This is a genomic window from Roseobacter sp. HKCCD7870, assembly GCF_037830315.1.
Classification (GTDB): domain Bacteria; phylum Pseudomonadota; class Alphaproteobacteria; order Rhodobacterales; family Rhodobacteraceae; genus M30B80.
On sequence record NZ_JBBLYO010000001.1, the window covers coordinates 1007242 to 1033055 of the forward strand.

Consider the following 25814-nt stretch of genomic DNA (forward strand, 5'->3'; position numbering starts at 1 on the left):
TACCCCTGCTGCTTACGATTTCTGGAACATGGCGAGCATCCGCCGTGTCACGAGGAATCCGCCGAAAATATTAACTGCAGCCATAAAGATACCAAGGGCCGCCAAGATCGTGATCAGCGCAGAGCTAGAGCCGATTTGCATCAGCGCGCCCAGGATCACAATCGAAGAAATCGCATTGGTCACCGCCATCAAAGGCGTGTGAAGGCTGTGCGCCACGTTCCAGATAACTTGGAACCCGATGAACACTGACAGCACAAAGACGATGAAGTGCTGCATGAAGCTTGCAGGCGCAATCAAACCCACGCCCAAGACCAACGCGGCACCAATCGCCAGAAGGGTAACTTGGTTCTTCGTCTGCGCCTTGAAGGCGGCGATCTCTTGCTCCCGCTTTTCTTCGGGCGTCAGTTCTTTGGGCTTTTCACGCTTCTGCGCGGCAATAGCCGCCACTTTGGGTGGGGGCGGTGGGTAAGTGATCTCACCGCCAAACACCGCAGTTGCCCCGCGGATCACGTCATCCTCCATGTTGTGCACGACCTGACCATCCTTTTCGGGGGTAAGATCGGCCAACATATGGCGGATATTCGTGGCATAGAGGGTTGAGGATTGCGCCGCCATACGGCTAGGGAAATCGGTGTAGCCGATAATCACCACGCCATTGTCGCTGACAATCCGCTCATCTGCCTTGGTCAATTCACAATTGCCGCCCCGTTCTGCGGCCAGATCGATGATCACCGAGCCAGGCTTCATGCTTTCGACCATATCTTTGGTCCACAGCAATGGCGCAGGGCGGCCTGGGATCAAGGCCGTGGTGATCACGATATCCATATCTGGCGCGATCTCGCGGAATTTGGCCAATTGCTTGGCTTGGAACTCAGGGCTTTGGGGAGGGGCATACCCACCAGTCGCCGCCCCATCGGGCAATTCGTCATCTGAGAATTCAAGGAATACGAATTCCGCGCCCATGGATTCAATCTGTTCTGCAACTTCGGGACGCACGTCAAACGCATAGGTGATTGCGCCCAAAGATGTGGCCGTGCCGATGGCAGCTAGTCCCGCAACGCCCGCACCAACCACCAAAACCTTTGCAGGGGGAACCTTGCCTGCGGCAGTCACCTGACCTGTGAAAAAGCGGCCAAAGTTATTGCCTGCCTCAATCACCGCGCGATAGCCTGCGATATTCGCCATTGAGGAGAGCGCATCCATTTTCTGCGCGCGGCTGATGCGGGGCACCATATCCATTGCGATCACATTGGCACCTTTGCTGCGGGCCAATTCCATCAACGCCTCATTCTGGCCGGGCCAGAAGAATGAAATCAGGGTCTGCCCTTCGTGCAAGCGCTTGACTTCAGCCTCTTGGGGCGGGCGCACTTTGATCACAACATCCGAGGCTTTGCACAAGGCCGCCGCTGTTTTCACAACACTGACGCCCGCCGCTTTGTAGACTGCGTCTGAAAAGCCAGCTGCTGCACCCGCACCTGTTTCGATCACGCATTCATGGCCAAGCTTCTGCAATTGCGCCGCGCTGTCGGGTGTCATTGCAACCCGCGCTTCGCCCTGTTCGATTTCTTTTAAAGCGCCAATTTTCACGCTACATTTCCTCCAGTTTTTGGTGGCTCCCGCCCCCATAACAACTGCCGCAGATGGATACAACGGCCTATTCCGCGACATAATAATTCGTATACAGCCGCATACCGCGCAATATCTGTTCAAGACAAGAATTGGCTCAAGTTGCGGCAATGTCCAGAGGCAGGACGCAGCCGCGCCAGATCAATTGACCTCAACGGGCAGATGCGGCAGCAATTCGAAAAGAGGAGAGGCCAAGATGACAGATTTCACCAAAACCCGTGCGGCGTTCCGTATTCCTGATGGGGTTATCTATCTTGATGGCAATTCCCTCGGCCCCCTGCCCGTGGCGGCACAAGCAGCGGCCAGCCAGACCTTGACCAACCAATGGGGTGAGATGTTGATCACCGCATGGAACCGGGCAGGCTGGATTGATCTGCCGCGCAAATTGGGAGATCGCATCGCTCCGCTGATTGGGGCTGAGCCTGAAACAGTTCAAGTGGGCGATACATTATCCTTGAAACTTTATCAGGCGCTTGGGGCCGCTTTGGCGATGACAGATCGCAAGGTGATCCTCAGCGATCAGGGCAATTTTCCGTCCGATCTCTATATGGCCGAAGGGTTGATCCAAACCATGGGCCAAGGTCACGAACTGCGCTTGGTTGTACCCGAAGCCGTGGAGGAAGCACTCAGTGACGAGGTCGCGGTGCTGATGCTGACCCAAGTTGATTATCGCACAGGCCGCAGGCATGACATGGCGCGCCTGACGGCTCGGGCACATGAATTGGGGATTATCACAATCTGGGATTTGGCCCATTCGGCGGGTGCGTTTCCCGTGCATCTGGCGCAAACAGGCGCGGATTTTGCGGTCGGATGCAGCTATAAATACCTTAATGGCGGGCCAGGGGCGCCCGCCTTTATCTATATCGCCCCGCAGTATCGTGACCAAGCGCATACCGTTCTCAACGGGTGGCTTGGGCACGCGACACCCTTTGCGTTTCCCCTAGACTATACGCCCGCTAAAGGGGTGGATCGGATGCGGATTGGCACCCCTGCGGTGGTGCAGATGCAAATCCTAGATGCCGCCCTTGATGCGTGGCAGGGGGTTGATCTGAATGATCTACGTGCGGCCTCGGTCGCGCTGTCCGAGCGTTTGATTTCAGGCATTGAGGCCAATTGCCCCAATCTGCGCCTCGCAAGCCCCCGCGACCCCGAGCAACGCGGCAGTCAGGTGTCATTTCATTTCGAACAGGCTTATGCCCTATGCCAAGCCCTGATCGCGCGCGGCATCATCGGAGACTTCCGCGCCCCCGACATTCTGCGATTTGGGATTGCGCCGCTTTACGTCGGCACGGCTGAAATTGACGCAGCCATTGGCGCAATTTCGGAAATCATCAAAGGCCGGCTTTGGGATCGCCCCGAATGGAAGACACGCAACGCAGTGACCTAAGGTTGCCTGATTGCATACCGCTGTGTGCAGATAAACCTTTAAAATACAAATAAATTTTTGGTTTACATATCCAAAAATTTTCGTCAGTTTGAAGCATCTTCCCCCCGCCTGAAAGGCGTGACGGCATATGCTACAAGATCATCCGCTGCGCTATGCGCTTGCCAATGAGTTGCACGCGCGGCCCTTTCCTTCGCTGAACGCGCCTTCGCAGGCTTTGTTCCTCGCGATCAAACAGCCGCAAAATGCCGCCAAGCGCGACCGCGCTCTTGATCGCGCGCATCTTATCGCGCTGCTTGATCGATTTGGCGCCGCGCATCCGCAGCCTGATGCCACCCATTATTTCGGTGATATGGGCAAGTTCCGTATCAAATGGGAGATGCATACGGAATTTGTGACCTATACCGTCTTTGTGGACGGGCCAGAAACACGCGCCTTTGATCCTGAGCTGTGGCAGGTCTTTCCCGAGGCGTGGCTAAAATCCGCACCCGGTGCGCGGATCACATCCTTGCATATTCGCGTGGCCAATGCCCCAAGCGATGCCCAGATCGCACAAGAGATTGACGAGTGGTTTGTTCCAGAAAGCCTTGCCGTCAGTTCGGTTCTTGATGGAAGTGCTGTGATTGCAGGCGATTTTCGCATTGATAGCGGCGGGCATATGCGCTTTGCCGTTTTTGTGGATAGCGAGACAGGTCAACGGCGTATCGGCCGCGTGGTGCAGCGTATTTGCGAAATCGAAACCTATAAAACCATGTCCATGCTCGGCCTTCCCCGCGCGCGCGATATTGGCGCAAGGATGGGCGAGTTGGACGAAACCCTCTCGCAACTTGTCGCTGATATGAATGGTGACTTGGCACAGCCCGAAGACACGCTTGATCAACTTCTCTCCATCGCCGCGGAATTGGAGAAATTGCAATCCGAAAGCGCGTTTCGCTTTGGGGCCACCACCGCCTATAACGCGCTCGTCAATCAACGCATCAACGTGCTGCGCGAAGAGCGGTTCGCGGGGCGGCAAACCTTTGCGGAATTTATGATGCGCCGCTTTGACCCCGCCATGCGAACGGTCAAGGCGAATGAAAACCGCCTGCAACAGATCACAGATCGCGCCATTCGCGCAGGCGATTTGTTGCGCACACGGGTCGATGTGGGGCGGTCTGCGCAGAACCAATTGCTGCTGGAAAGCATGAACAAACGCGCGGATCTGCAGTTGCGGCTGCAAAAAACGGTTGAGGGTCTTTCGGTCGTGGCCATCAGCTATTACGCCATCAATCTGGTGGCCTATCTTTTGGCCCCTTTGTCCGAACCTTTGGGGATTTCCAAAACCACACTCACAGCCGCCGCGGTGATCCCTGTGATCGGGCTTGTATGGTTTGTGATCAACCGCCTGCGCCGTCATATCGAATGAGGGCTTGCACAGGGTTTATGCGCTGATTTAGGCTCGCGCACATGAACACGACCGCGCCTTTGATCGACCCATTTGCCCGCACGATTTCCTATCTGCGCGTCTCCATCACGGATCGCTGCGATTTTCGCTGCGTCTACTGTATGGCGGAGAATATGACATTCTTGCCCAAGGCAGAATTGCTGAGCTTGGAGGAGTTGGATCGGCTTTGTTCCAGTTTCGTCAATCTTGGGGTTAAGAAACTGCGGATCACGGGCGGGGAGCCTCTGGTGCGCCGTGGCATCATGACCTTTTTCGAGGCGATGGGACGGCATTTGGAAACAGGCGCGCTCGAGGAATTGACCCTCACTACCAATGGCAGCCAACTCAGCCGCTTTGCGCAGCCGCTCTATGATTTGGGGATGCGGCGGATCAATGTCTCGCTTGATACGCTCAAGAATGATAAATTCGCCGCCATCACCCGATGGGGCCGCCTGCCCCAAGTCCTCGCGGGGATCGAGGCCGCGCGCGCCGCAGGTCTGCGCGTCAAAATCAATGTGGTAGCCCTCAAAGGGTTCAATGAGGATGAGCTGTTCGACATCCAATCCTGGTGCGCGCAGCACGATATGGATCTGACCTTTATCGAGGTGATGCCAATGGGCGATCTGGGCAATGAAGACCGCCTAGACCAATATTGGCCCCTGTCGGATTTGCGCGGACGTCTGGCCACGCGCTTTACCCTGACCGATCTGGCCGAACGCACAGGCGGCCCTGCCCGCTATGTCCGCCTTGAGGAGACAGGGCAGAAAATCGGGTTCATCACGCCGCTCACACATAATTTCTGCGAAAGCTGCAATCGCGTGCGCCTGACCTGCACGGGGCAGCTTTATATGTGCTTAGGGCAAGAGGACATGGCCGACCTACGCGCGCCCTTGCGCACCAGTGATGATAACACCACCCTAGAGGCCGCCATCCGCACAGCCATCGCCCGCAAACCCAAAGGCCATGATTTCGACTATTCCCGCCAAAAAGTGGCGGGTCAGATGTCACGGCATATGAGCCATACGGGGGGGTAGGTTTACCCCTTCAGCCCGCCGCCATCCGCCGCTCTACGATCTCGGCCCACCAGCTGCAGCCTGCGGGGATGGCTTCATCGTTGAAATTGTATTTTGGGTGATGCACGCCTGCGCTGTCACCATTGCCGACCAAAATATAGGCCCCAGGGCGGGAATTGAGCATGAAGGCGAAATCTTCGCCGCCCATGATCAGGGGCGCTTCGACACAATCGCCTGAAACGGCGCGGGCGACTTCGGCGGCGAATTCGGTTTGCTCCTCCGAATTGATCATCACAGGATAGCCATGGTGATACTGCACCTCGGCCTGCCCGCCAAAACCCTCGGCGGTGGCTTTGGCAATCGCGGTAATCCGCGCTTCGGCCAATTCTCGCAGATCAGGGTCAAGCGTGCGCACAGTGCCGCGCAGATGGATTTTCTCAGGGATCACGTTATAGGCCTCGCCCGCGCTGTGCATCGCCGTCACCGAAACCACCACCTGTTTCACAGGGTCGGCATTGCGGCTGGCGATGGTTTGCAGGGCAAGCACCAGATGGCTGCCCATCACCACAGGGTCAATCGTGTCTTGCGGTTTGGCGGCATGGCCCCCTTTGCCCGTCAGGTAAATATCGAATTGATCGGTCGCGGCGAAAAATGGACCAGGTCGGATCGCGAATGCGCCCGTGGGCATCCCCGGCCAATTATGCATCCCGTAGACCTCTTGGATGCCGAAACGCTCCATCATCCCGTCATCAACCATTTCGCGGCCGCCGCCGCCGCCCTCTTCGGCGGGTTGGAAGATGATGGCAACCGTGCCATCAAAATTGCGCGTCTCGGCCAGATATTTCGCGGCACCGAGCAACATGGCCGTATGCCCATCATGGCCGCAGGCATGCATTGCACCGGGTGTTTTCGAGGCATAATCAAGCCCCGTTTCTTCATGGATCGGCAGGGCATCCATATCTGCGCGCAACCCGATGCAGCGACCCGATGCAGTGGATTTGCCTTTGATGATGCCCACAACCCCTGTGCGCCCTAAGCCCGTAACCACCTCGTCACAGCCAAATTCGCGCAACCGCTCGGCCACCACAGCCGAGGTGCGATGGGTTTCAAACAGGATTTCGGGGTTCTCGTGCAGATCGCGCCGCCACGCGGTGACTTCGGGCAGCAATTCGGCAAAGCGGTTTTTGATCGGCATAAGAGGCCCCTTTCTTGTGCATAGGCTGTCTCACGAAAACTATAGCCCGCCTAGATAAGGCAGCAAGCGGATTCCCGCCACACCTTTACGGGAGCGGCTTAACCTGCGCCTTACCATCGGCCAGTTCAACCTCAACCTCGGACGCCGTGCGCAGAGCTGCAGTTGTGGTGATCAACCCCGTCTCATTGCGCAACACCGCATAGCCGCGCTTGAGCGTTGCCGTGTAGCCGAGGCTTTGCCGCATCCGTTCAAGGGCATTCAGTTTTTGCTGTGCATCTGCAATCGCGCGGCTCAGAACCGAGGGGCGCAAATTGGCGCAAGCGCGCTCATAAGGCAGGCGTTTTTGCGCCAAAGCACGATCCAAGGCAGGCACCAATCGCGCGCCCACAGTTTGCACATGATGGCTGCGGGTTTGCACGGATTGCACCAATGCAGGCTCAAGCCTGTCTGCCACGCGATCAAGGCGCTGCTGCGCAGTCTCAAGCAGCGAGGCAGGGCGCGGCAAGGCGCGCGAGAGATCCGCCAGCCGCACACGGCGCTGCGTGACAACTGCCTGTGCCCCCCGCGAGAGGCGCGCGCCGCAATCTTGAACCCAAGTGAGGATATCCATCCGCACAGGCACCGCACGCTCGGCCGCAGCGGTCGGCGTGGGCGCGCGATAATCAGCCGCAAAATCAATCAAGGTGGTATCGGTTTCATGCCCCACAGCGGAGATCAGGGGGATCCTGCTTTCGGCGGCGGCGCGCACCACGATTTCCTCGTTGAACCCCCACAGGTCTTCAAGGCTGCCCCCGCCCCGCGCCACGATGATCAAATCAGGGCGGGGGATGTGCCCCCCTGCGGTAAGGGCGTTAAACCCCCGAATACCTGCCGTCACTTCTGGCGCGCATTTCTCTCCTTGAACCGCGACAGGCCAGATCAAGACCTGCCGTGGGAAACGATCCCGCAGGCGGTGCAAAATATCGCGGATCACCGCCCCAGAGGGCGAGGTAACCACACCGATCACCTCAGGCAAAAAGGGCAGCTCCTGCTTGCGCGCGGCATCAAATAAACCCTCAGCAGCCAATTTCATACGGCGCTGTTCCAACATCGCCATCAAGGCACCCGCCCCCGCAGGGCGCATATCCTCGATCACCAATTGATATTTCGATTGGCCTGCAAAGGTCGTCATGCGCCCCGTAGCGACAACCTCCATCCCCTCTTCGGGTCTGTGGGATAGGCGCGCGGCTGTGCCCTTCCAGATCACGGCATCCAAATTTGAGCGATCATCTTTCAAGGTCAAATAGATATGACCAGAAGCAGGGCGCGAAATACGGCCCAATTCGCCGCGCACGCGGATATGCGAGAACTCCCCCTCAATCATTCGCTTCACCGCACCAGAAAGCTCGGTGACAGAGAACTCTGGTGCGTTTCCGCCCTCGGCTTCTTCGATCAAATCCGACATCTGCCCTTCATCCCTTGGGTTGGCTTGCGTTGATTTCCCTCGCAGCTTAGAACGCGGCAACGAAAAGGCCAAGTGGAGCGGATGCGATGAATATCTTGATTTTGGGCAGTGGTGGCCGTGAACACGCTTTGGCTTGGGCGGTTTTGCAAAACCCCAAATGTGATACGTTGATCGTTGCCCCCGGCAATGCGGGGATCGCCCAAATCGCCGCTTGTGCCGATATCGATATTCTTAACCCGCAGGCGGTTGTGGATTTTGCTGCCGAAAACGCGATTGATTTTGTGATTGTTGGGCCCGAAGCCCCCTTGGCCGAGGGCGTGGTCGATGCCCTGTCACAATCGGGAATCTTGGCTTTTGGCCCAAGCCGAGAGGCGGCGCGGCTTGAGGCCTCCAAGGCCTTTACCAAGGAAATCTGTGACGCGGCCAAGGCACCGACTGCCGCCTACGCACGGTTCACCGATGCGGCATCCGCGCGGGACTACGTCACAGCACAAGGCGCGCCCATTGTGGTCAAGGCCGATGGTTTGGCGGCGGGCAAAGGTGTGATCGTGGCGATGACCCTGACCGAAGCGTTAGACGCGATTGGCGATATGTTCGGCGGCGAGTTCGGCGATGCAGGTGCCGAGGTGGTGATCGAAGAGTTCATGGAGGGTGAAGAAGCCAGTTTCTTCATTCTCTCTGATGGCGCATCCATCCTGCCTATTGGCACAGCCCAAGATCACAAACGCGCCTTTGACAATGATGCGGGGCCGAATACGGGTGGCATGGGTGCCTATAGCCCTGCCCCCGTCCTAAGCGATGAGATCGCCGCGCGCGCCTTGCGCGAGATTGTGCAGCCCACGATTGACGAAATGGCCAAGCGCGGCACGCCCTATCGCGGCGTGCTTTATGCAGGGTTGATGATCAAAGACGGCCAAGCACGCTTGGTTGAATATAACGTGCGCTTTGGCGATCCTGAATGTCAGGTGTTGATGATGCGCCTCGGCGCGCAGGCCTTAGATCTGATGGTGGCTTGCGCGGAACAGAGGCTTGACCAAATGTCGGTCAACTGGGCCGAGGATCACGCGCTGAGCGTTGTGATGGCGGCAAATGGCTATCCTGGATCATATGAAAAAGGCGGCGTGATCAACGGGCTTGAGGCGTTGGCGCAAGACAGCAACCACATGGTATTTCACGCAGGCACCAAGGAAGTGAATGGCGCAATCACAGCCGCAGGGGGGCGCGTTTTAAACGTCACCGCCCGAGGTGAAACCTTGGCCGAGGCCCGCAGCCGCGCCTATGACATGGTCAACAAAATTGATTGGCCTGACGGGTTTTGCCGCTCAGACATCGGATGGAGGGCGCTTTAGCACAGCGCGCCTCCGATGCCATCACAGCTTGGAGAGCTTGTTTTGCAGTTCCGCAAGCTGGCGTTTGATCTGGCTCAGTTCGTCCTCTTCGCTCGCAGGGGTGAGCGCGTCTTCCTCCTCTGCGCTCGGGCCTGACCACCCTTTGCCCAAACCACCAGTCATCGCCTTCATGAAGGCTTCTTGCTGGGCGCGCATGGCCTCAAACCCAGGCATGGAGGCCATCGGGTTAATCGCGCTCATGTTTTCCATCATCGCGGACTGGCCCTGTTTGAGCATATCAAAAGACATCGCGAGAAAATCGGGAACCACGCTTTGTGCTTGGCTTGTGTAGCTGCGCACCAGATCATTCAGCACGGCGATTGGCAAAACACTTTCGCCGCGTGATTCATGTTCTGCGATAATCTGCAACAGAAATTGGCGGGTCAGATCATCCCCTGATTTCAGGTCAACAATCTTCACCTCGCGCCCCGCGCGGATGAACCCCGCAATATCATCAAGCGTCACATAATCGGAGGTCTCAGTATTATAGAGCCTGCGGCTGGCATAGCGTTTGATCAATAAAGGCTCTTGTGCCTGTGCCATTTCATCCTCCCTGACTTACTGTCACGCGTTCACCCTAGGAATCAGCCTAAGCAGTCGCAGAAAAAAAACAATAATTGTTTTGCAGATGCAAAAAGGGCAGGCGGTGAGGCCTGCCCTTCTTGGGAGCGCGTTGGAAGGGAGGATACCAACGCGGCACAGAAATCTGTATCTTATGCAGCTGCAGTTGCTGCTTTCTTAGCTGCTGCAGTGACTTCAGCAGTTGCTTTTTTAACAGCTGCAGAAGCTTCTTCAGTTGCAGATTTGCCTGCAGCCATCATCAACTCAACAGTGTCCATCTGAACTTTTTTCGCAACTTCAGCGAAAGCAGCCATGTTTTCAGCTGCGATTTCTGCTTGTGCAGAAGCGAAATCGGTCAGGGCTTTGCTGTAATCAGCAGGCTCTTCTTTAACTTTGGCAACATCGCCGAGTTTCGCGATGGTGTCTTTTGTCCAACCTGCTTGGATCTCAGCGGATTTCTCAGCGGCTTCAAGAGCAACTTTCGAGAACTTCTCGCCCATCGCGGCAGAGTTTTTGAACGCATCGGTCATTGCCGACATGTCCATTGGGTAAGCCTTCATCATGTCCTGAAGAACTTTTGTGAATTCGTTTGCGGCGGTTTTTGCCATGGTCTCTACTCCAAAAAATATCGTGTGTGTTGCGGGCTGCGTTTGCTGCATGTGCAGTATATGCCATGCTGCACCGCAGCAAGTCAAGCATTTTTCTGCACCGCAGCAAAAGCCAAAAATTTTATGGATTATCAGAGTTCTGGCGTTTCCTTGACATAGGTTCCGGGGGCTTGCGCCAATATTTTATAGCCCGACTCACCCAAGCTGCGCGCGGCAACGCGCTTTCCCGAATGGGTGCGCAACCATGCTTCCCACCGAGGCCACCACGACCCTTCGTGGAATTCAGCCTGCTCGCGCCAGTCTTTCACGGAAAGGCTAAGGTCATCATGTGTATAGTGACCATATTTCTTTTTGTTGGGCGGATTGATGATCCCCGCGATATGGCCCGATTGGGATAGGATAAAGGTTTTATCTTGTGACCCCATTTTTTGCACACCGCGATAGCTGTCCTTCCACGCAGCAATGTGATCCGCCTCGCAGGCAATGGCGCAAAGCGGCAGGTCGACATCACTGACCTTGAGCTTCTTTCCCATCAATTCAAACGTGCGCTCAGCAAAATCATTGCTTTGGCAAAGACCTCGCAAATATTGCACAGTCATCTTGCCAGGCAAATGCGTCCCGTCACCATTCCAGTAAAGCAAGTCAAAGGCAGGCGGGGCCTCACCCATCATATAGCTGCGCACCGCAGGGCCGTAGATCAAATCCTTGGCGCGCAAAAAGCTAAAGGTCTTGGCCATATATTTGTTATCAAGCACACCATCTTCGGCAACCTGCCGTTCGATGGCATCGACAAAGTCATCTTGCAGGAAGACCGTAAATTCACCCTGATCGGAAAAATCCGTCATCGTGGTGAAGAAGGTGGCAGATGAGATCGGCTTTTGGCGGCGTTTTTTCAGCAGCGAGAGCGTGAGGCTAAGGGCGGTGCCTGCAATGCAATAGCCCACCGCATTGACCGCCTTACTGCCCGTGATCTCTTTGGCGACGTCAATAGCCTTGAGATAGCCTTTCTCGATGTAATCTTCGAGGCCCTTATCTGAATAGGACTTATCAGGGTTCTTCCACGACACTACGAATAAGGTATAGCCTTGATCCACAATCCATCGGATCAAACTATTTTCGGGGCGCAAATCCATTACGTAATATTTGTTGATCCACGGCGGGAAGATGATCACAGGTTTTTTATAGACCGTCTCTGTGGTCGGCGCGAATTGCAGTAACTCCATCATTTCGTTGCGATAGATGACGGCGCCTTTTGCGGTTGCGATATTCGTGCCCAATTCAAAGGCCGAGCCATCGGCCAAGGTTGGCAAGATCTCACCCTTATGGGCCTCAATATCGCGCACGAGGTTCTCTAAGCCCTTCACAAGGCTTTCGCCCTCGGTTTCGACCGCACGCTCCAACGCATCTGGGTTTGTGGCCAGAAAGTTTGTTGGTGCAAAAAGATCAACCATCTGTTTTGCAAAGAATTCGATTCTCTGCCGATCTTTATGCTCTAGCCCCTCAAGATCCTTCAACGAGGCCTCTATGGCATTGGCTGAAATCATATATTGCTGTTTGACGTAGTTAAAATAGGGGTGCGTTTTCCACAGCGGATTGGAAAAACGGCGATCATCTGGGGTGTTATCCTCGGGCGGCTCTAGCTTGCCTTGCGCAAGATTCTGTTGAGCTTCCGCGTAATGCGTGACGGAATCAGCCCAAAATTTGACCTGCCGCTCCATTAATTTTGCGGGGTTATTCACCAGTTCCGACCAGTATGCCATGCTGGCTTTCATATAGAGATCGGGGCCTGGCCCATTCAGGCCAGGGTCGTTTTGGCCTTTATTTGCGAGGGCTTCGACCAAACGTTGGCTTAACTCTTCCACGCGTTTGAGATTGGTGTTTAACTTTTCTAAATGGTCACCCATGACCCTTGCCTCCTCGCGCGCGGATCGTCACTTTGCTTGATTTTATCCGATAAATGCTGCATTTGCATAGAGAGGCTTTACCAAGGTGAGGGGGTAGGGCTGATTTACCGCAGGGTGCATTGACGGCGCCCAAGCTCAATTTTGGAGATTTGCATCCGATGCGACAGCTTCTCACCTATGATTTCATGGAAACCATGCGCGTGACCAACCAATGGCTTGGATCAACCGCGCGGGCGATGTGCTCCTATCCGCAATTCGGGCTTGTAGCCAATCCCGCCATCCAAATGACCGCCGCTTGGGGTGAGGTGATGGAGCGCAGTTTTGCGCGTATGGCGGTAAAACCTGATTGGGGCATTCGCTCCATCACACTCAGCGATGGCCGTGACCACGCGGTCAGTCCGAATGTTGTTCTTCCAAAACCTTTTGGCGATTTGGTGCATTTCGCTGTTGCAGAGCGCGCGGCTATGACCCGCAAAGTGTTGTTGGTTGCCCCAATGTCGGGCCATTACGCCACGCTTCTGCGCTCGACCGTCATCAGTCTGCTGCCCGATTGTGATGTCTATGTCACCGACTGGCACAATGCCCGCGACATTCCTGTCAGCGCTGGCAAGTTCGATGTCGAGGATTACACCCTCTATCTGGTGGAATTCATGCGCCACATGGGGCCAGACACCCATGTCATCGCGGTCTGCCAACCCGCCCCTCTGACCTTGGCAGCGACCGCCCATCTGGCCGAGGAAGACCCCAAGGCACAGCCCCGCTCATTGACCCTGATCGGGGGGCCAATCGACCCAGAAGCCGCGCCAACGGATGTGACCGATTTTGGCAATCGCGTCACCATGGGCCAGTTGGAACAGTCCATGTTGCAGCGGGTGGGGTTCAAATATGCAGGCGCGGGCCGCATGGTCTATCCAGGATTGCAGCAGCTTAGCTCGTTTATGGCGATGAATGCCGAAAAACACAGCCGCGCCTTCACCGAGCAGATCCTTCGTGTGGCCAAGGGCGAGGCATCTGACAACGACAAGCATAACCGCTTTTATGATGAATATCTTGCGGTGATGGATATGCCTGCGGAATTCTACCTCTCAACCGTGGATCGTATCTTCAAGAAGCGCGAGATTGCGAAAAACACCTTCACCGTTTCGGGTAAGCCTGTTGATATCGGCAAAATCACATCGGTTGCGGTGAAAACTGTTGAGGGCGGCAAAGATGACATTTCCGCCCCGGGCCAATGTGTTGCAGCCCTAGATCTATGCACGGGCCTGCCAGACAGCAAAAAGGCGAGCCACCTTGAGCCTGATGCAGGCCATTACGGGATTTTTGCAGGCAAAAGCTGGCGCAACAATATCCGCCCGCTTGTTCTGGATTTCATTGACGCCAACAATAAGTCCGCGAAGATCAAAGCCGTCAGTTAAACCGCGCCTTCCAGCATTTCATCAAGCCTGCGCGCCACAAGATCAAGGCAATGCGGGCTGGAAAAGCGGTGATCCTCGCCTTTGACCAATTCCAAATGCAAATCATCGCACTGCAAATGCGCAAGAAGGCGCAAAGCCACCGCTTGATCCACCGCCTCATCCTCGGTGCCTTGTAAAAGGCGCACAGGGGCGTCAATCGCCAGAGCGCTGCGCAGAACCAAATTCTTGCGTCCATCCTCAATCATGCGCTTGGTGACGATCATCGGCTCCCCGTATTCTGAGGGCAGCGCGGTTTGCCCCTGCCCCATGACTTCAGCGCGTTGATTTTCGGTGAAACTGGCCCAAAACCCATCTTCAGTAAAATCAGGGGCAGCCGCGATGCCAATCAGCCCTGCAATCCGTTCGGGGTTTCGGCGCGCCATCAACAGTGAAATCCATCCCCCCATGGACGACCCCACCAAAACCACCCGCTTCGGGGCAAGGCGATCTAAAACCTCGGCGGCGTCTTCGGCCCAATCGCCAATACAGCCCTCGGTGAACGCGCCGCTGCTTTCGCCATGGCCAGAATAATCAAACCGCAGAAAAGCCCGCCTACGGGATTTAGCATATTCCTCAAGGAATACGGCCTTGGTTCCCGCCATGTCTGAGCGCAAGCCGCCCAAAAACACCACCATCGGATGGGTGCCTTCTGTCAGATGATAGGCAATGCTGCGAGATTTCGCGGTGATCAGATGGTCGGGCATGGTTTCGCTTTCATGTGCGGGCATATGCCCCCTCCATGCCAAAAACCTGCACCCCCGCGCAAGAGTTGACACCACATCAAAGGCGCGCCAAAAGACCAAGCAACACTTAACCCGCAACCGGGCGTTTCGTAGGCGCCAAACTGACGAGGAGCTATGGCGATGCCACAGATTTCCCTAACATTTCCCGATGGCAATTCCCGCAGCTACGAGGCTGGCGTGACAGCCGCCGAGGTGGCCGAAAGCATCGCAAGCTCGCTTGCCAAAAAGGCGATCAGCGCCACAGTGAACGGCGCGCATTACGACTTGGCTTGGCCAATTGATGCCGATGCCACCATCGCGATCAACACCATGAAGGACAATGACGCCGAAGCCTTAGAGCTGATCCGTCACGACTTTGCCCATGTGATGGCGCGCGCCGTTCAAGAAATCTGGCCAGATGTAAAAGTGACAATCGGCCCCGTCATCGAAAATGGCTGGTATTACGATTTCGACCGCAAAGAGCCCTTCACCCCAGATGATCTGGGTCGGATTGAGGCGAAGATGAAAGAGATCATCAACGCCCGCGATACCGTGCGCACAGAAATCTGGGATCGCGCACGCGCAATCGCCCATTACGAAGCGGCAGGCGAACCATATAAGGTCGAACTGGTTGGGATGATCCCCGAAGATCAACCCGTGCGGATGTATTGGCACGGGGATTGGCAAGACCTCTGCCGTGGCCCGCATTTGCAGCACACAGGGCAATTGCCCGCTGATGCATTTAAATTGATGAAACTCGCAGGCGCATATTGGCGCGGCGACAGCAACCGCCCGATGTTGCAGCGCATCTATGGGGTCGCGTTCAAAAACCGCGATGACCTCAAGGCGCATCTGACTTTCTTGGAAGAAGCCGAAAAGCGCGACCACCGCCGCTTGGGCCGAGAGATGAACCTGTTCCATATGCAGGAAGAGGCCCCAGGTCAGGTGTTTTGGCACCCCAATGGGTGGCGCATATATACGGCGCTGCAAGATTACATGCGCCGCCGTCAGCAAGATGGCGGCTATGTAGAAGTTAACACCCCGCAAGTGGTTGACCGCCGTCTTTGGGAGGCCTCGGGCCATTGGGAAAAATACCAAGAGAATATGTTCATCGTGGAAGTGGACGAAGACCATGCCCGCGAAAAGGCCATCAACGCCCTGAAGCCGATGAACTGCCCCTGCCATGTGCAGATTTTCAATCAGGGCATGAAATCCTATCGCGACCTGCCCTTGCGGATGGCGGAATTTGGATCATGTAACCGATACGAACCATCGGGCGCATTGCATGGGATCATGCGGGTGCGCGGCTTTACCCAAGATGACGCGCATATCTTCTGCCGCGAAACGCAGATTGAGGATGAAACAAAGCAATTCATCGAGTTGCTTTCGGCGGTTTACAAGGATCTTGGGTTTGAGAAATTCCGCGTGAAATTCTCTGACCGCCCCGACACCCGCGCGGGCAGCGATGAGGTTTGGGACAAGGCCGAAGCGGCACTTAAATCCGCCACCGAAGCGGCAGGATATGCCTATGAACTCAACCCCGGCGAAGGGGCATTTTACGGCCCGAAACTGGAATTCGTGCTGACCGATGCCATTGGGCGAGATTGGCAATGCGGCACGTTGCAGGTGGATTTCGTTCTGCCCGAACGTCTGGACGCCACCTATATCGGCGAGGATGGCGCGAAACACCGCCCCGTCATGCTGCACCGCGCAATTTTGGGCAGCTTTGAGCGTTTCATCGGCATCTTGATCGAGAACTTCGCGGGCCGCCTGCCCTTCTGGTTAGCCCCGCGTCAAGTTGTGGTTGCCTCTATCGTCTCCGAAGCGGATGGTTTTGTGGATGAGATTGTCGCGTTGCTCAAAAAACGGGGCGTGCGCGCCGAGGCTGATAAGCGCAACGAAAAGATCAATTATAAAATCCGCGAACATTCCACAGGAAAGGTGCCTGTGATTTTGGCTGTTGGACGCAAAGAGATGGAAGATCGCAGCGTGACCTTGCGCCGTTTGGGTGAAAGCCAAACTTCCGTTCAGCCCATAGATTCTGTGATCGATGCCTTAGTGGCCGAGGCGATTGCGCCTGATCTGCGCAGCTAATTTATAAAAGCGCGGCTTTTACATCCGCGCCCCACCCCAGATAGAGCGCCCCGTTATCCGCAAGGATGACGGGGCGTTTCATCAGCGCGGCATGGGTCGCCAACAGCGCGTTTGGATCAGTGGCGCGCGTGGCCTCATCCAAACCACGCCATGTGGTGGATTTGCGATTGATGAGGGCATCTGCCCCAAATTCTGCCAAAAACTGCGAAATCTCAGCATCATTCAACGGGGTTTCGCGCAGATCACGTAACACGGCGCTATGACCTGCGGCGGTCAATTCCTTCACCGCCTTGCGGCATGTGTCACAATTTTTCAGCCCAATAATCTGCATCTGTGCCTCTTTTTTATTCCACAAACCAAAGCATAGGGCCGCAGGCGCTCGGTTCCAGAGAGTTTTTCTTGATTTTTAGTAAAACCAAGGCAAACTCTTGGGGTGCCTCTAGGTCACCGGTTGAACTGCTTTTGAGACGGCAGCAAAGGTATGGTCATCGGCCTTGGCTGCACCCCACGCGCAGACACGCTTGTGGGATTGAGACTTGGGACAGGAAAGATACGAAAATGCCCACAGGCACTGTGAAATGGTTCAACACCACCAAAGGTTACGGGTTTATCGCGCCTGATGGCGGCGGCAAAGATGTGTTCGTGCATATCTCTGCAGTTGAACAAGCGGGGATGAAAGAATTAGCCGATAACACGAAAATCAGCTTTGAGCTTCGTGAAGGCCGCGATGGTCGCGCCTCTGCGGTCGATCTGAAAATTCTCTGACGTCAAAACCCCGCGCGCAAGGCAACCACACCGCTTTGCGCGCATGGCTCCCTAGGCAATGATGGCGCGCGCGATCATGACTCCACCCCATGCGGCAACCCCTGTCAGCGTGGCGCCCCAAATCACATCCATCACCACCATTTGCGGGTGCCAATCACGCATCACCGCCCAAGAGGTGAATTCATAGGTGCCATAGGCCACAAAGCCCAAAATAGCGCCATTGATCAGGGCAAGGCTTGGCGTATCCGCGCGCATCGCGGGCGTGGAGGCAAAGTAAAGAATGCCCCCCATATAGGTCAGATAAAACAAGATTGCAGGCAACAGGCGAAACCCACCTTCATAGAGCAAATCGCCAATATGCCGCACAAAGACAGGCTGTAACACTGTGTTCAGCATCACCGCATCGGCAATGAGGAAGATCAAAGATGTCGCCACAAAGAGGATTAAGAGGGTCATCAGGTGCCGCCTTTTCGCGCTACGTCCCGCATGGCATAAGTTAGCGGTGCGTTTGAATAAGGCAAAACCTTAGGCCCGCACCAATTCCCGCACCACGCACGCGGGGCCTTCCTCGCGCAAGGGATGCCGCCACGCCTCGCGCCAATCACTTTCGGTGATCTCAGGGAAGTAGGCATCTGCCGCCTCAATCACCAAATCAACCTCGGTGACCAAAAGCCTGTCTGCCATCGGCAGCATTTGCGCATAAATCTGTGCACCGCCAATCCCGTAAATCCGCGGATATCCTGCGCTTCGGGCCAACTCAATCGCTGCATCCACAGAAGCGACAACCGTATCGTGCAAGGATTTATCACGGCTAACCACGATATTGAGGCGATTTTTCAGCGGCTTAAACGGGAGGCTCTCCCATGTGTTGCGGCCCATAATCACCGCCCCGCCCATGGTTTCACGTTGGAAAAAGGCCAAATCCTCGGGCGCGTGCCACGGGATCGTATTGCCCTTGCCAATCGCGCCGTTCTGCGCCCGCGCCACGACAAGTGAAATCATGATCTTACCTCCTAAACCGCCACTGGCGCTTTGATGGCGGGATGGGGGTCATACCCTTCGATGATGAAATCATCGTAGCGGAAATCGAAAATCGACCCGACATCGCGCGCAAGCCGCAAGGTCGGCGCAGGGCGGCTGTCGCGCGACAGTTGCTCTTTCACCTGATCCATATGGTTCGAATAAATGTGGCCATCACCTATCGAATGCACAAATTCGCCGGGCTTATAGCCCGTGACATGGGCCAGCATCACCGCAAGCAAGGCATAAGAGGCAATGTTAAACGGAACCCCTAAAAACATATCTGCCGAACGCTGATAAAGCTGCAGGCTCAGCCGCCCGTTCAAGATTTTCACCTGCCACAGCGTATGGCAGGGCGGCAGGGCCATTCGATCTACCTCGCCCGGGTTCCAAGCCGACACAATCAGGCGGCGACTGTCAGGCGTGCGTTTGATCATATCAACCAAATTCGCAATCTGATCCACTGATCCAATCGACACGGCGCCATCTGCACCATGCATAACCTTTGGGAAATGTCGCCATTGATGGCCGTAAACAGGGCCAAGATCGCCCTTTTCATCGGCCCATTCATCCCAGATGGAAACGCCATTTTCTTTGAGATAGCCAATATTCGTATCGCCCGCGAGGAACCATAACAACTCGTGAATAATGGATTTCAGATGCAGCTTTTTGGTCGTAATCAGCGGGAAAGTTTCGCTCAAATCGTAGCGCGCTTGCAGGCCGAAATAGCTGCGCGTGCCCGTGCCGGTACGGTCGGTTGTATCCACGCCCTTTTCAAGGATCAGCGCCAATTGGTCATGATACTGCTGCATCGCCACACATCCACAGGTTGGGCCATCGTTACGCTATATATTGAAACGATTTTAGCACAAACCGCAATATCGGGTGGGGCATTTCTTGCCCCCGCCCCCTGTAATTCTGCAAATTTCACGCTAAGCTTGAGGCAACGCGAAATTTCACGAGGGAGACAGCAGTGGCAATCCGATATCTTCACACAATGGTGCGCGTCAAAGACCTTGAAGCAACCCAAGAATTCTTTGCGCTCTTGGGCCTAAAGGAAACGCGGCGCTCTGATTATGAAAGCGGGCGCTTTAGCCTGATCTTCATGGCCCCTGAAGGCCAAGAGGAATGTCCCGTTGAACTGACCTATAACTGGGATGGTGATGATGGGTTGCCATCAGATAGCCGCCATTTCGGGCATCTCGCCTATGAGGTGGATGATATCTACGTGATGTGTCAGCACTTGATGGATCATGGCGTGACAATCAATCGCCCCCCGCGCGATGGCCGTATGGCCTTTGTGCGCTCACCCGATAATATCTCGGTCGAATTGCTTCAAAAAGGGGCGGCACAAAAGCCCGCTGAACCATGGGTTTCGATGCCAAATATCGGGCATTGGTAAGGGCCGCACTCATAATTGGGGTGGCTTTGCTGCTGCCCCAATCGGCTACGGCTTGCCGCTTGGCCTTGGCCCTTGGGTTGGATGCATCGGCATCGGTTGACAGTGACGAACACATGCTTATGCGCGCGGGCCTTGCCAATGCGTTGACAAGCCCAGTTGTCATGACCGCACTGTTTGACAGCGCGGCACCTGTGGCTCTCTTGGTGTATGAGTGGTCAGGACGAAGGCAACAGCAGGTTTTGGTTGACTGGACGATCCTCGACACCCCGACAACCCTCACCGCTGTCGCTGCCGAAATTGTGACCGCGCCGCGCGGGGATGATGAATTTCCAACCGCACTTGGATACGCGCTTGGCTTTGGAGCCACGCAATTAGCGGCCGCACCTGCCTGCGATTTTTATACGCTCGACATCTCTGGGGATGGTGAAAACAACGAGGGATTTCAACCAAGCCACGCTTTTGCCCATTTCCCCTTTGACAGTGTCACTGTGAACGGGTTGGCGATTGGGGGCGCAGCGGTTGATATTGTCGAATATTACCAACGCGAAATCCTGCGCGGGCCGGGTGCCTTTATCGAACAGGCGCGCGATTACCAAGATTTTGAAGCCGCCATGTTGCGCAAACTCGAACGCGAATTGCGCCCCATGATGTTGGGCGGCCTTTGATCCGCGCGCAAATGACTTGGAAAGCCCTAAAATATATGCAAAATATGTGCAAGTTTTGAGTATATTTTGGGTGATTTGCGCATGCTTGACCGAACTGACCGCCGCTTATTACGTGCCTTGCAACAAAATGGCGCAATGACGGCGCAGGAGATGGGGCGTCATCTTGGTCTTTCGACCTCTCAAGCAGGGCGGCGGCGACAAAAGCTTGAACAAACAGGCGTGCTGCGCGCGGTAAGCATAGATATTGCACCAGAGGCCTGCGGCTTATCCGTGCAGGCGTTTTTGACACTCACCCGCAGCGCCCATGATCCTGCCTTGATGGATGATTTCAAGCGATTGCTACACAGCACCCCTGAAATCGTTTCAGCCTTTGATGTCACAGGCTCTGCAAACACAATCCTGCGCGTTTGGTGCAGCGATCTAGACGCCCTACGCGAACTCATTGATACCATCATCTTACCCCATCCGATGGTCGAGAAACTGCACACCGAGATCGTGATGGCGCAAATCAAGCCAGACAGTGCCTTGCCGCTCTGATCCACTCGTGTCAAAGTTGCACTCAAGACGAACGCAACCTCCCCCACGCAAAGGACAGGCCGATGGAAAGCCTGCTTTTACAGGCAACAATCTATCTTTCTGCAATGGTCATCGCTGTGCCTTTGACCGTGCGGTTTGGTCTGGGATCGGTCTTGGGGTATTTGCTTGCTGGCATCGCGATTGGCCCATTGATTGGGTATATTGGGTCGGACACGGATGACCTCCAACATTACGCCGAATTTGGCGTGGTGCTGATGCTGTTTCTGATCGGTCTAGAACTAGAGCCGCGCAATCTGTGGGATATGCGGCAACGTTTGATCGGTTTGGGCGGGGCACAGGTTGTTTTGACGACCTTTGCGCTTGCAGGGGTCGCGCTGCTCTTTGGCTTGCAATGGCAATTGGCCTTGGCAACAGGGATGATCTTGGCCCTGTCTTCGACCGCGATTGTGCTACAGACGCTCAGCGAAAAGGGATTGATGAAAACCAACGGCGGCCGCGGCGCGTTTTCTGTGCTTATGACCCAAGATATTGCAGTCATTCCGATGTTGGCGTTTCTTCCCCTTTTGGCCGTGTCGGGCAGTTTAAGTTTTGCGCAAGACGGCTCGATCCAACGCGCAACCGATACGGCGGATCATGGGGCCCATTCCTTCTCACTGGTCGAGGGACTGCCGGGATGGGGGGTGACGCTGGTCACAATTGCCGCCATCGCGCTTGTGATCCTTGCGGGGCATTTCCTATCCCGCCCCCTGTTCCGCTTTATCCACATGGCACGCTTGCGCGAGGTTTATACCGCGGTGGCGCTAGTGATCGTTGTTGGTATTGCGGCCCTGATGATCTTGGTGGGGCTTTCGCCCGCGCTTGGGGCGTTTATTGCGGGCGTTGTCCTTGCCAATTCCGAATTCCGCCATGAATTAGAGGCCGATATCGCCCCATTCAAAGGCCTGCTCTTGGGGCTGTTCTTTATCACTGTGGGCGCAGGTATAAATTTCGGAACGCTATTTTCCGCGCCCCTGACAATCTTGGGTCTGACCTTGGGAATGATGGCCCTTAAAGGGATAATCCTTTTGGCTATCGGATTTGCCTTTGGCATGCGGAAAAAAGACCTGTCTCTCTTTACGCTTGGCCTCGCACAAGCAGGCGAGTTTGGCTTTGTTTTGATCTCATTCTCAGTGCAGCAATCGGTGATGACCGATGCGACCGGCGAAATGCTTTTGCTGGTTGTGGCGCTGTCCATGCTGCTGACGCCATTGGCCTTCATCCTCTATGATCGGCTCGCCCATCGTTTGGCCGATATAGGCACCGCCCCCGAGGCCGATGAAATCGGGGAAACCGCGCCCATCATCATCGCAGGCGTGGGGCGGTTTGGGCAGGTGGTCAACCGTGTCGTCCAAGGTGCAGGGTTTAAGACGGTGGTGCTCGATGCCGATTTATCGGTCATCCAACTGATGCGCGGCTTTGGCTTCAAGGCGTTTTTCGGCGACCCGACCCGCCCCGAACTCTTGACTGCGGCAGGGTTAGAAGAGGCCAAGGTTCTTGTCGTTGCGGTCGACAACAAGGAAAGCGCGGTGCGTCTTGTCACCTATGCGCGCCGCATCAGGCCAGATCTCCATATCACCGCACGGGCGCATGATCGGCTGCATGTCTACGAGCTTTATAAGGCAGGTGCAGATCATATCGTGCGCGAGATGTTCGACAGCTCACTGCGGGCCGCGCGTTATGTGCTTGAGGATATGGGCCTGTCTGATTACGAGGCCCATGAAATGGAGATGGCCTTTTACCGCCATGATCGCCAAAATCTGCGCGATTTGGCGGAACTATGGAAACCAGGCGTGCCGATTGCTGAGAACCCCGCCTATATGGAACGGGCACGCGAATTGAACGCGAACCTTGAGGCGGCGCTGCTCAGCGCATTAGACGAAGCCACGCGCGAGAACGCCATGGGGGAAGGCCCGACTGATCGCCGCCGCGCGCGCGGTGATGCCAGCGCGCTTTCGGGCAAGCTGTCGCGCGGCGGTGCGCGGGATGCCTCTTAACCCGCGCTGACGCCAGCTTCAGCAAAGCTCGCCATGCCTGAGTGGCAGGCTAGCGCCCCTTTAACAATTTGAATGGCCAAGGCGGCCCCGCTGCCTTCACCAAGACGCAACCCAAGGTTCAGCAAAGGCTCTTTGCCAATCGCATCCAGCAATTTGCGATGCCCCCCCTCAGCCGAAACATGGCCTGCCACACAATGATCCAATGCACCCTTATGGGCCTGCTCCAAACAGGCGGCTGCCGCGGTGCAGATAAATCCATCAAGGATGACGGGGATGCAGTTTGCGCGCGCCGCAGCAATCGCGCCCGCCATGGCAGCAATCTCGCGCCCGCCCAAGCATCGCAAAGCCGTCAATGGATCGCTCCGTGCCTCAGGGTTTGCGGCAATCCCCCGCGCCACCACATCCGCCTTGCGCGCAAGGCCCGCATCATCCACGCCCGTGCCGCGACCAACCCAATCGGCCCCCGTGCCACCAAACAGCGCGCAGGCCATCGCCGCAGCCGCGGTGGTGTTGCCAATCCCCATTTCCCCCACCACCAAAAGGTCAGAGGTTGGATCAACAGCCCCCCAGCCTGTTGAGAAGGCAGTCAAGAATGCGGCCTCATCCATTGCAGGGCCTTGCGTGAAATCTGCGGTTGGCTGTTCCAGATCAAGCGCATGAACATCCATCTGCGCGCCAGCAAGCTTGGACAGTTGATTGATCGCTGCACCGCCTGCCTCGAAATTAGCAACCATTTGCACTGTGACCTCAGCGGGAAAGGCACTGACGCCCTGAGCTGTGATCCCGTGGTTCCCTGCAAAGACAATCACCTGTGGGGCGTCAATTTGCGCACGCGCATTGCCGCGCCACCCGCAATACCAGATTGCCACCTCCTCAAGCCGCCCCAATGCGGCAGGGGGCTTGGTCAATTGGCTGTTGCGCAACTCGGCAGCCTCCAACGCGGTTGCATCAGGTTTGGGGGCTGCGACAAGGGCCGCGTGAATGTCGGAAAGGGTCTCAAATTGCATGACGAGCTTTGTCCACCAGATCAAAGGATTGCGTGCTGCCCCCCTATCCGATAGACAATGGCGGGGACAACAAGAACATCGCAAGAATGACCCATAACTTTCTGCATGGAAACCGACCAAAACTAGGCGATATCGCCGTTGCCTTTGCGCTTTTGAGCCGCCTTTCCCTGCCGTTCAAACCCGATTACACGCGCGGCGCAGAGGCCGCATGGGCCTATCCGCTTGTCGGCGCGGCTATCGGCGCGATTGGGATGGGGCTTGGCGGTGCGGCTTTGGGGCTGGGCCTGCCGCTTAGCGTTGCAGGCATAATCGCGCTTGCCGCCCTCATCCTCAGCACAGGCGCGATGCATGAGGACGGTCTCTCGGATGTGGCTGATGGGTTTTGGGGCGGATGGAGCGTGGAAGATCGCCTGACCATCATGAAAGACAGTCATGTGGGCGTATACGGCGTCATTGCCCTGACCTTATCGCTGCTGCTTCGCGCAAGCCTAATCATCACGGTTTTACCGCAAGCCCCGCTTGCCCTAATTGCCATCGCCGCATTGAGCCGCGCGCCCATGGTCGTGCTCATGCGCTTTTTGCCCAATCCCCGCGCCACAGGCCTGTCGCGCAGCATGGGAACCCCGTCTAACGTCACCACGGGCGGCGCGGCTATCCTTGCCTGCCTGATAACATTGGTCCTCATCGGGCCGCTTTCGGGCCTCTTGGTGATTGGCGTTGCGGCCTTGGCGGCATTTGGCCTTGGTCTGTTGGCTAAGGCCAAAATCGGCGGGCAAACGGGGGATGTGTTGGGGGCAAGCCAACAGATCACCGAAATTGTCGCCTTGGCGACAATTGCAGCTGTCTCATAACGAAAACGCCGCGCGAAGATCCCTTCACGCGGCGCATCCAATGTTTCAAGAAATGGCTTAGGCCGCGCGGGCGGTCAAAACCTCATCCACGCGCTGCTGCGCGCCGCGCTCATCCATGCCTTGCACGGCTGCCAACTCGCGGGTCAAACGCTCAAGCGCTGCTTCATACAGCTGACGCTCAGAATAGCTTTGCTCACGCTGGTCATCCGCACGATGCAAATCGCGCACCACTTCGGCAATTGCGATCAAATCGCCCGAATTGATCTTTTGCTCATATTCTTGAGCACGGCGCGACCACATGGCCCGCTTCACCCGCGCCTTACCCTTCAGCGTATCTAGCGCCTTGGACACGACATCGGGGCTCGACAGCGAGCGCATTCCGACCTCAGTGGCTTTTGCGGTTGGCACCCGCAGGGTCATTTTGTCTTTTTCAAACGAGATCACGAACAGCTCCAGATTGATGCCAGCAATCTCTTGCTCTTCAATCGAGATGATCTGACCCACACCATGGGCGGGATAGACCACATAATCATTGGGGCTGAATTCTTGCGATTTACGCGACTTGCTCATAAGCAGTGTTTCCTTTGCACGGGCCACCCACGGCAATCAGCCGAAAAAACCGCATGCAGAAAAGAGCTGCTTTTCTACATTGGCGATTGTTACGGAATGTGAGGCGATGGCCTAAGCCCGTGAATATGTTGGTTTGGGCAGTGATTCC

The 25814-nt window shown here is 56.0% G+C and carries 25 protein-coding genes; 12 read left to right on the top strand and 13 right to left on the bottom strand.

The genetic code is table 11. From position 1 onward, the window contains the following. Window positions 1-12: 12 nt before the first annotated feature. Window positions 13-1587 (bottom strand): Re/Si-specific NAD(P)(+) transhydrogenase subunit alpha, encoded by a 1575-nt coding sequence (locus AAC637_RS05085; RefSeq protein ID WP_340302592.1) that lies wholly within the window; start codon window positions 1585-1587, stop codon window positions 13-15. A 235-nt stretch (window positions 1588-1822) separates the two neighbouring features. Here AAC637_RS05085 and kynU point away from each other — a divergent pair, with 235 nt between their 5' ends. The 3 genes from kynU to moaA all read left to right on the top strand — a co-directional run bounded on the left by kynU (window position 1823) and on the right by moaA (window position 5467). Then, window positions 1823-3013: a kynureninase gene (gene kynU, locus AAC637_RS05090; protein ID WP_340302593.1), complete on the top strand. Its 1191-nt coding sequence runs from the start codon at window positions 1823-1825 to the stop codon at window positions 3011-3013. A 127-nt stretch (window positions 3014-3140) separates the two neighbouring features. Next, complete coding sequence (locus AAC637_RS05095; protein ID WP_317656175.1) at window positions 3141-4415, top strand: DUF3422 family protein; 1275 nt, start codon at window positions 3141-3143, stop codon at window positions 4413-4415. A 41-nt stretch (window positions 4416-4456) separates the two neighbouring features. Beyond that, entirely contained in the window at window positions 4457-5467 is a 1011-nt protein-coding gene (gene moaA / locus AAC637_RS05100; protein WP_340302594.1) for a GTP 3',8-cyclase MoaA, read from the top strand. A 10-nt stretch (window positions 5468-5477) separates the two neighbouring features. On the opposite strand, the gene AAC637_RS05105 is transcribed toward moaA, so the two are convergent. Together AAC637_RS05105 and xseA are read right to left on the bottom strand one after the other, a co-directional pair. Further along, window positions 5478-6641, bottom strand: a complete 1164-nt coding sequence (locus AAC637_RS05105; protein ID WP_340302595.1) for a M20 aminoacylase family protein — start codon at window positions 6639-6641, stop codon at window positions 5478-5480. A gap of 85 nt (window positions 6642-6726) precedes the next feature. Beyond that, window positions 6727-8085, bottom strand: coding sequence for an exodeoxyribonuclease VII large subunit (gene xseA / locus AAC637_RS05110; protein WP_340302596.1), 1359 nt, complete (start codon window positions 8083-8085; stop codon window positions 6727-6729). A gap of 86 nt (window positions 8086-8171) precedes the next feature. Here xseA and purD point away from each other — a divergent pair, with 86 nt between their 5' ends. After that, window positions 8172-9434: a phosphoribosylamine--glycine ligase gene (purD, locus tag AAC637_RS05115; RefSeq protein WP_340302597.1), complete on the top strand. Its 1263-nt coding sequence runs from the start codon at window positions 8172-8174 to the stop codon at window positions 9432-9434. A 21-nt stretch (window positions 9435-9455) separates the two neighbouring features. Here purD and phaR read toward each other — a convergent pair whose 3' ends face one another. From phaR to phaC, 3 genes are all read right to left on the bottom strand, one after another. Continuing rightward, window positions 9456-10016: a polyhydroxyalkanoate synthesis repressor PhaR gene (gene phaR / locus AAC637_RS05120; protein ID WP_340302598.1), complete on the bottom strand. Its 561-nt coding sequence runs from the start codon at window positions 10014-10016 to the stop codon at window positions 9456-9458. A gap of 170 nt (window positions 10017-10186) precedes the next feature. After that, window positions 10187-10642, bottom strand: coding sequence for a Phasin (locus AAC637_RS05125; protein ID WP_317656184.1), 456 nt, complete (start codon window positions 10640-10642; stop codon window positions 10187-10189). Window positions 10643-10773: 131 nt separating this feature from the next. Continuing rightward, window positions 10774-12546 (bottom strand): class I poly(R)-hydroxyalkanoic acid synthase, encoded by a 1773-nt coding sequence (gene phaC, locus AAC637_RS05130; RefSeq protein ID WP_340302599.1) that lies wholly within the window; start codon window positions 12544-12546, stop codon window positions 10774-10776. 158 nt (window positions 12547-12704) lie between these two features. Between phaC and phaZ the strand changes: the two genes are divergently transcribed. After that, window positions 12705-13961, top strand: a complete 1257-nt coding sequence (phaZ, locus tag AAC637_RS05135; protein WP_340302600.1) for a polyhydroxyalkanoate depolymerase — start codon at window positions 12705-12707, stop codon at window positions 13959-13961. Here the strand turns inward: phaZ and AAC637_RS05140 are convergent. Further along, window positions 13958-14728 (bottom strand): alpha/beta hydrolase, encoded by a 771-nt coding sequence (locus AAC637_RS05140; RefSeq protein ID WP_340302601.1) that lies wholly within the window; start codon window positions 14726-14728, stop codon window positions 13958-13960. The genes phaZ and AAC637_RS05140 overlap by 4 nt on opposite strands. A 135-nt stretch (window positions 14729-14863) precedes the next feature. Between AAC637_RS05140 and thrS the strand changes: the two genes are divergently transcribed. Then, on the top strand, window positions 14864-16816 hold the full coding sequence (gene thrS / locus AAC637_RS05145) for a threonine--tRNA ligase (protein ID WP_340302602.1): 1953 nt from the start codon (window positions 14864-14866) through the stop codon (window positions 16814-16816). Window position 16817: 1 nt separating this feature from the next. Here thrS and AAC637_RS05150 read toward each other — a convergent pair whose 3' ends face one another. Then, on the bottom strand, window positions 16818-17147 hold the full coding sequence (locus AAC637_RS05150; RefSeq protein ID WP_340302603.1) for an arsenate reductase family protein: 330 nt from the start codon (window positions 17145-17147) through the stop codon (window positions 16818-16820). Window positions 17148-17374: 227 nt separating this feature from the next. Between AAC637_RS05150 and AAC637_RS05155 the strand changes: the two genes are divergently transcribed. Beyond that, on the top strand, window positions 17375-17581 hold the full coding sequence (locus AAC637_RS05155; RefSeq protein WP_317656193.1) for a cold-shock protein: 207 nt from the start codon (window positions 17375-17377) through the stop codon (window positions 17579-17581). 51 nt (window positions 17582-17632) lie between these two features. On the opposite strand, the gene AAC637_RS05160 is transcribed toward AAC637_RS05155, so the two are convergent. The 3 genes from AAC637_RS05160 to AAC637_RS05170 form a co-directional block, all read right to left on the bottom strand. Then, the gene (locus tag AAC637_RS05160) at window positions 17633-18037 is read right to left on the bottom strand and encodes a DUF2177 family protein (protein WP_340302604.1); all 405 of its coding nucleotides are present in this window, start codon (window positions 18035-18037) and stop codon (window positions 17633-17635) included. Between the two features lie 69 nt (window positions 18038-18106). After that, the gene (locus tag AAC637_RS05165; RefSeq protein ID WP_340252333.1) at window positions 18107-18583 is read right to left on the bottom strand and encodes a dihydrofolate reductase; all 477 of its coding nucleotides are present in this window, start codon (window positions 18581-18583) and stop codon (window positions 18107-18109) included. A gap of 11 nt (window positions 18584-18594) precedes the next feature. After that, window positions 18595-19413: a thymidylate synthase gene (locus tag AAC637_RS05170; protein WP_340302605.1), complete on the bottom strand. Its 819-nt coding sequence runs from the start codon at window positions 19411-19413 to the stop codon at window positions 18595-18597. 161 nt (window positions 19414-19574) lie between these two features. On the opposite strand from AAC637_RS05170, the gene AAC637_RS05175 reads away from it, so the two are divergent. The 4 genes from AAC637_RS05175 to AAC637_RS05190 all read left to right on the top strand — a co-directional run bounded on the left by AAC637_RS05175 (window position 19575) and on the right by AAC637_RS05190 (window position 23238). Next, window positions 19575-20003, top strand: coding sequence for a VOC family protein (locus tag AAC637_RS05175; RefSeq protein WP_340302606.1), 429 nt, complete (start codon window positions 19575-19577; stop codon window positions 20001-20003). Beyond that, window positions 19970-20668 carry a DUF1194 domain-containing protein gene (locus tag AAC637_RS05180; protein ID WP_340302607.1) on the top strand — a complete coding sequence of 233 codons (699 nt, stop codon included), beginning with the start codon at window positions 19970-19972 and terminating at the stop codon, window positions 20666-20668. The genes AAC637_RS05175 and AAC637_RS05180 overlap by 34 nt, the downstream gene beginning before the upstream one ends. An 81-nt stretch (window positions 20669-20749) precedes the next feature. Further along, the gene (locus AAC637_RS05185) at window positions 20750-21205 is read left to right on the top strand and encodes an Lrp/AsnC family transcriptional regulator (RefSeq protein WP_317656202.1); all 456 of its coding nucleotides are present in this window, start codon (window positions 20750-20752) and stop codon (window positions 21203-21205) included. 62 nt (window positions 21206-21267) lie between these two features. Continuing rightward, window positions 21268-23238 carry a cation:proton antiporter domain-containing protein gene (locus AAC637_RS05190; protein WP_340302608.1) on the top strand — a complete coding sequence of 657 codons (1971 nt, stop codon included), beginning with the start codon at window positions 21268-21270 and terminating at the stop codon, window positions 23236-23238. On the opposite strand, the gene cobT is transcribed toward AAC637_RS05190, so the two are convergent. Next, window positions 23235-24245 (bottom strand): nicotinate-nucleotide--dimethylbenzimidazole phosphoribosyltransferase, encoded by a 1011-nt coding sequence (gene cobT, locus AAC637_RS05195; RefSeq protein ID WP_340302609.1) that lies wholly within the window; start codon window positions 24243-24245, stop codon window positions 23235-23237. The genes AAC637_RS05190 and cobT overlap by 4 nt on opposite strands. Window positions 24246-24331: 86 nt before the next feature. On the opposite strand from cobT, the gene AAC637_RS05200 reads away from it, so the two are divergent. Beyond that, window positions 24332-25096 (top strand): adenosylcobinamide-GDP ribazoletransferase, encoded by a 765-nt coding sequence (locus AAC637_RS05200; protein WP_340302610.1) that lies wholly within the window; start codon window positions 24332-24334, stop codon window positions 25094-25096. 57 nt (window positions 25097-25153) lie between these two features. Here the strand turns inward: AAC637_RS05200 and AAC637_RS05205 are convergent, their stop codons facing one another. Next, entirely contained in the window at window positions 25154-25666 is a 513-nt protein-coding gene (locus tag AAC637_RS05205) for a CarD family transcriptional regulator (RefSeq protein ID WP_317656207.1), read from the bottom strand. Window positions 25667-25814 lie beyond the last annotated feature (148 nt).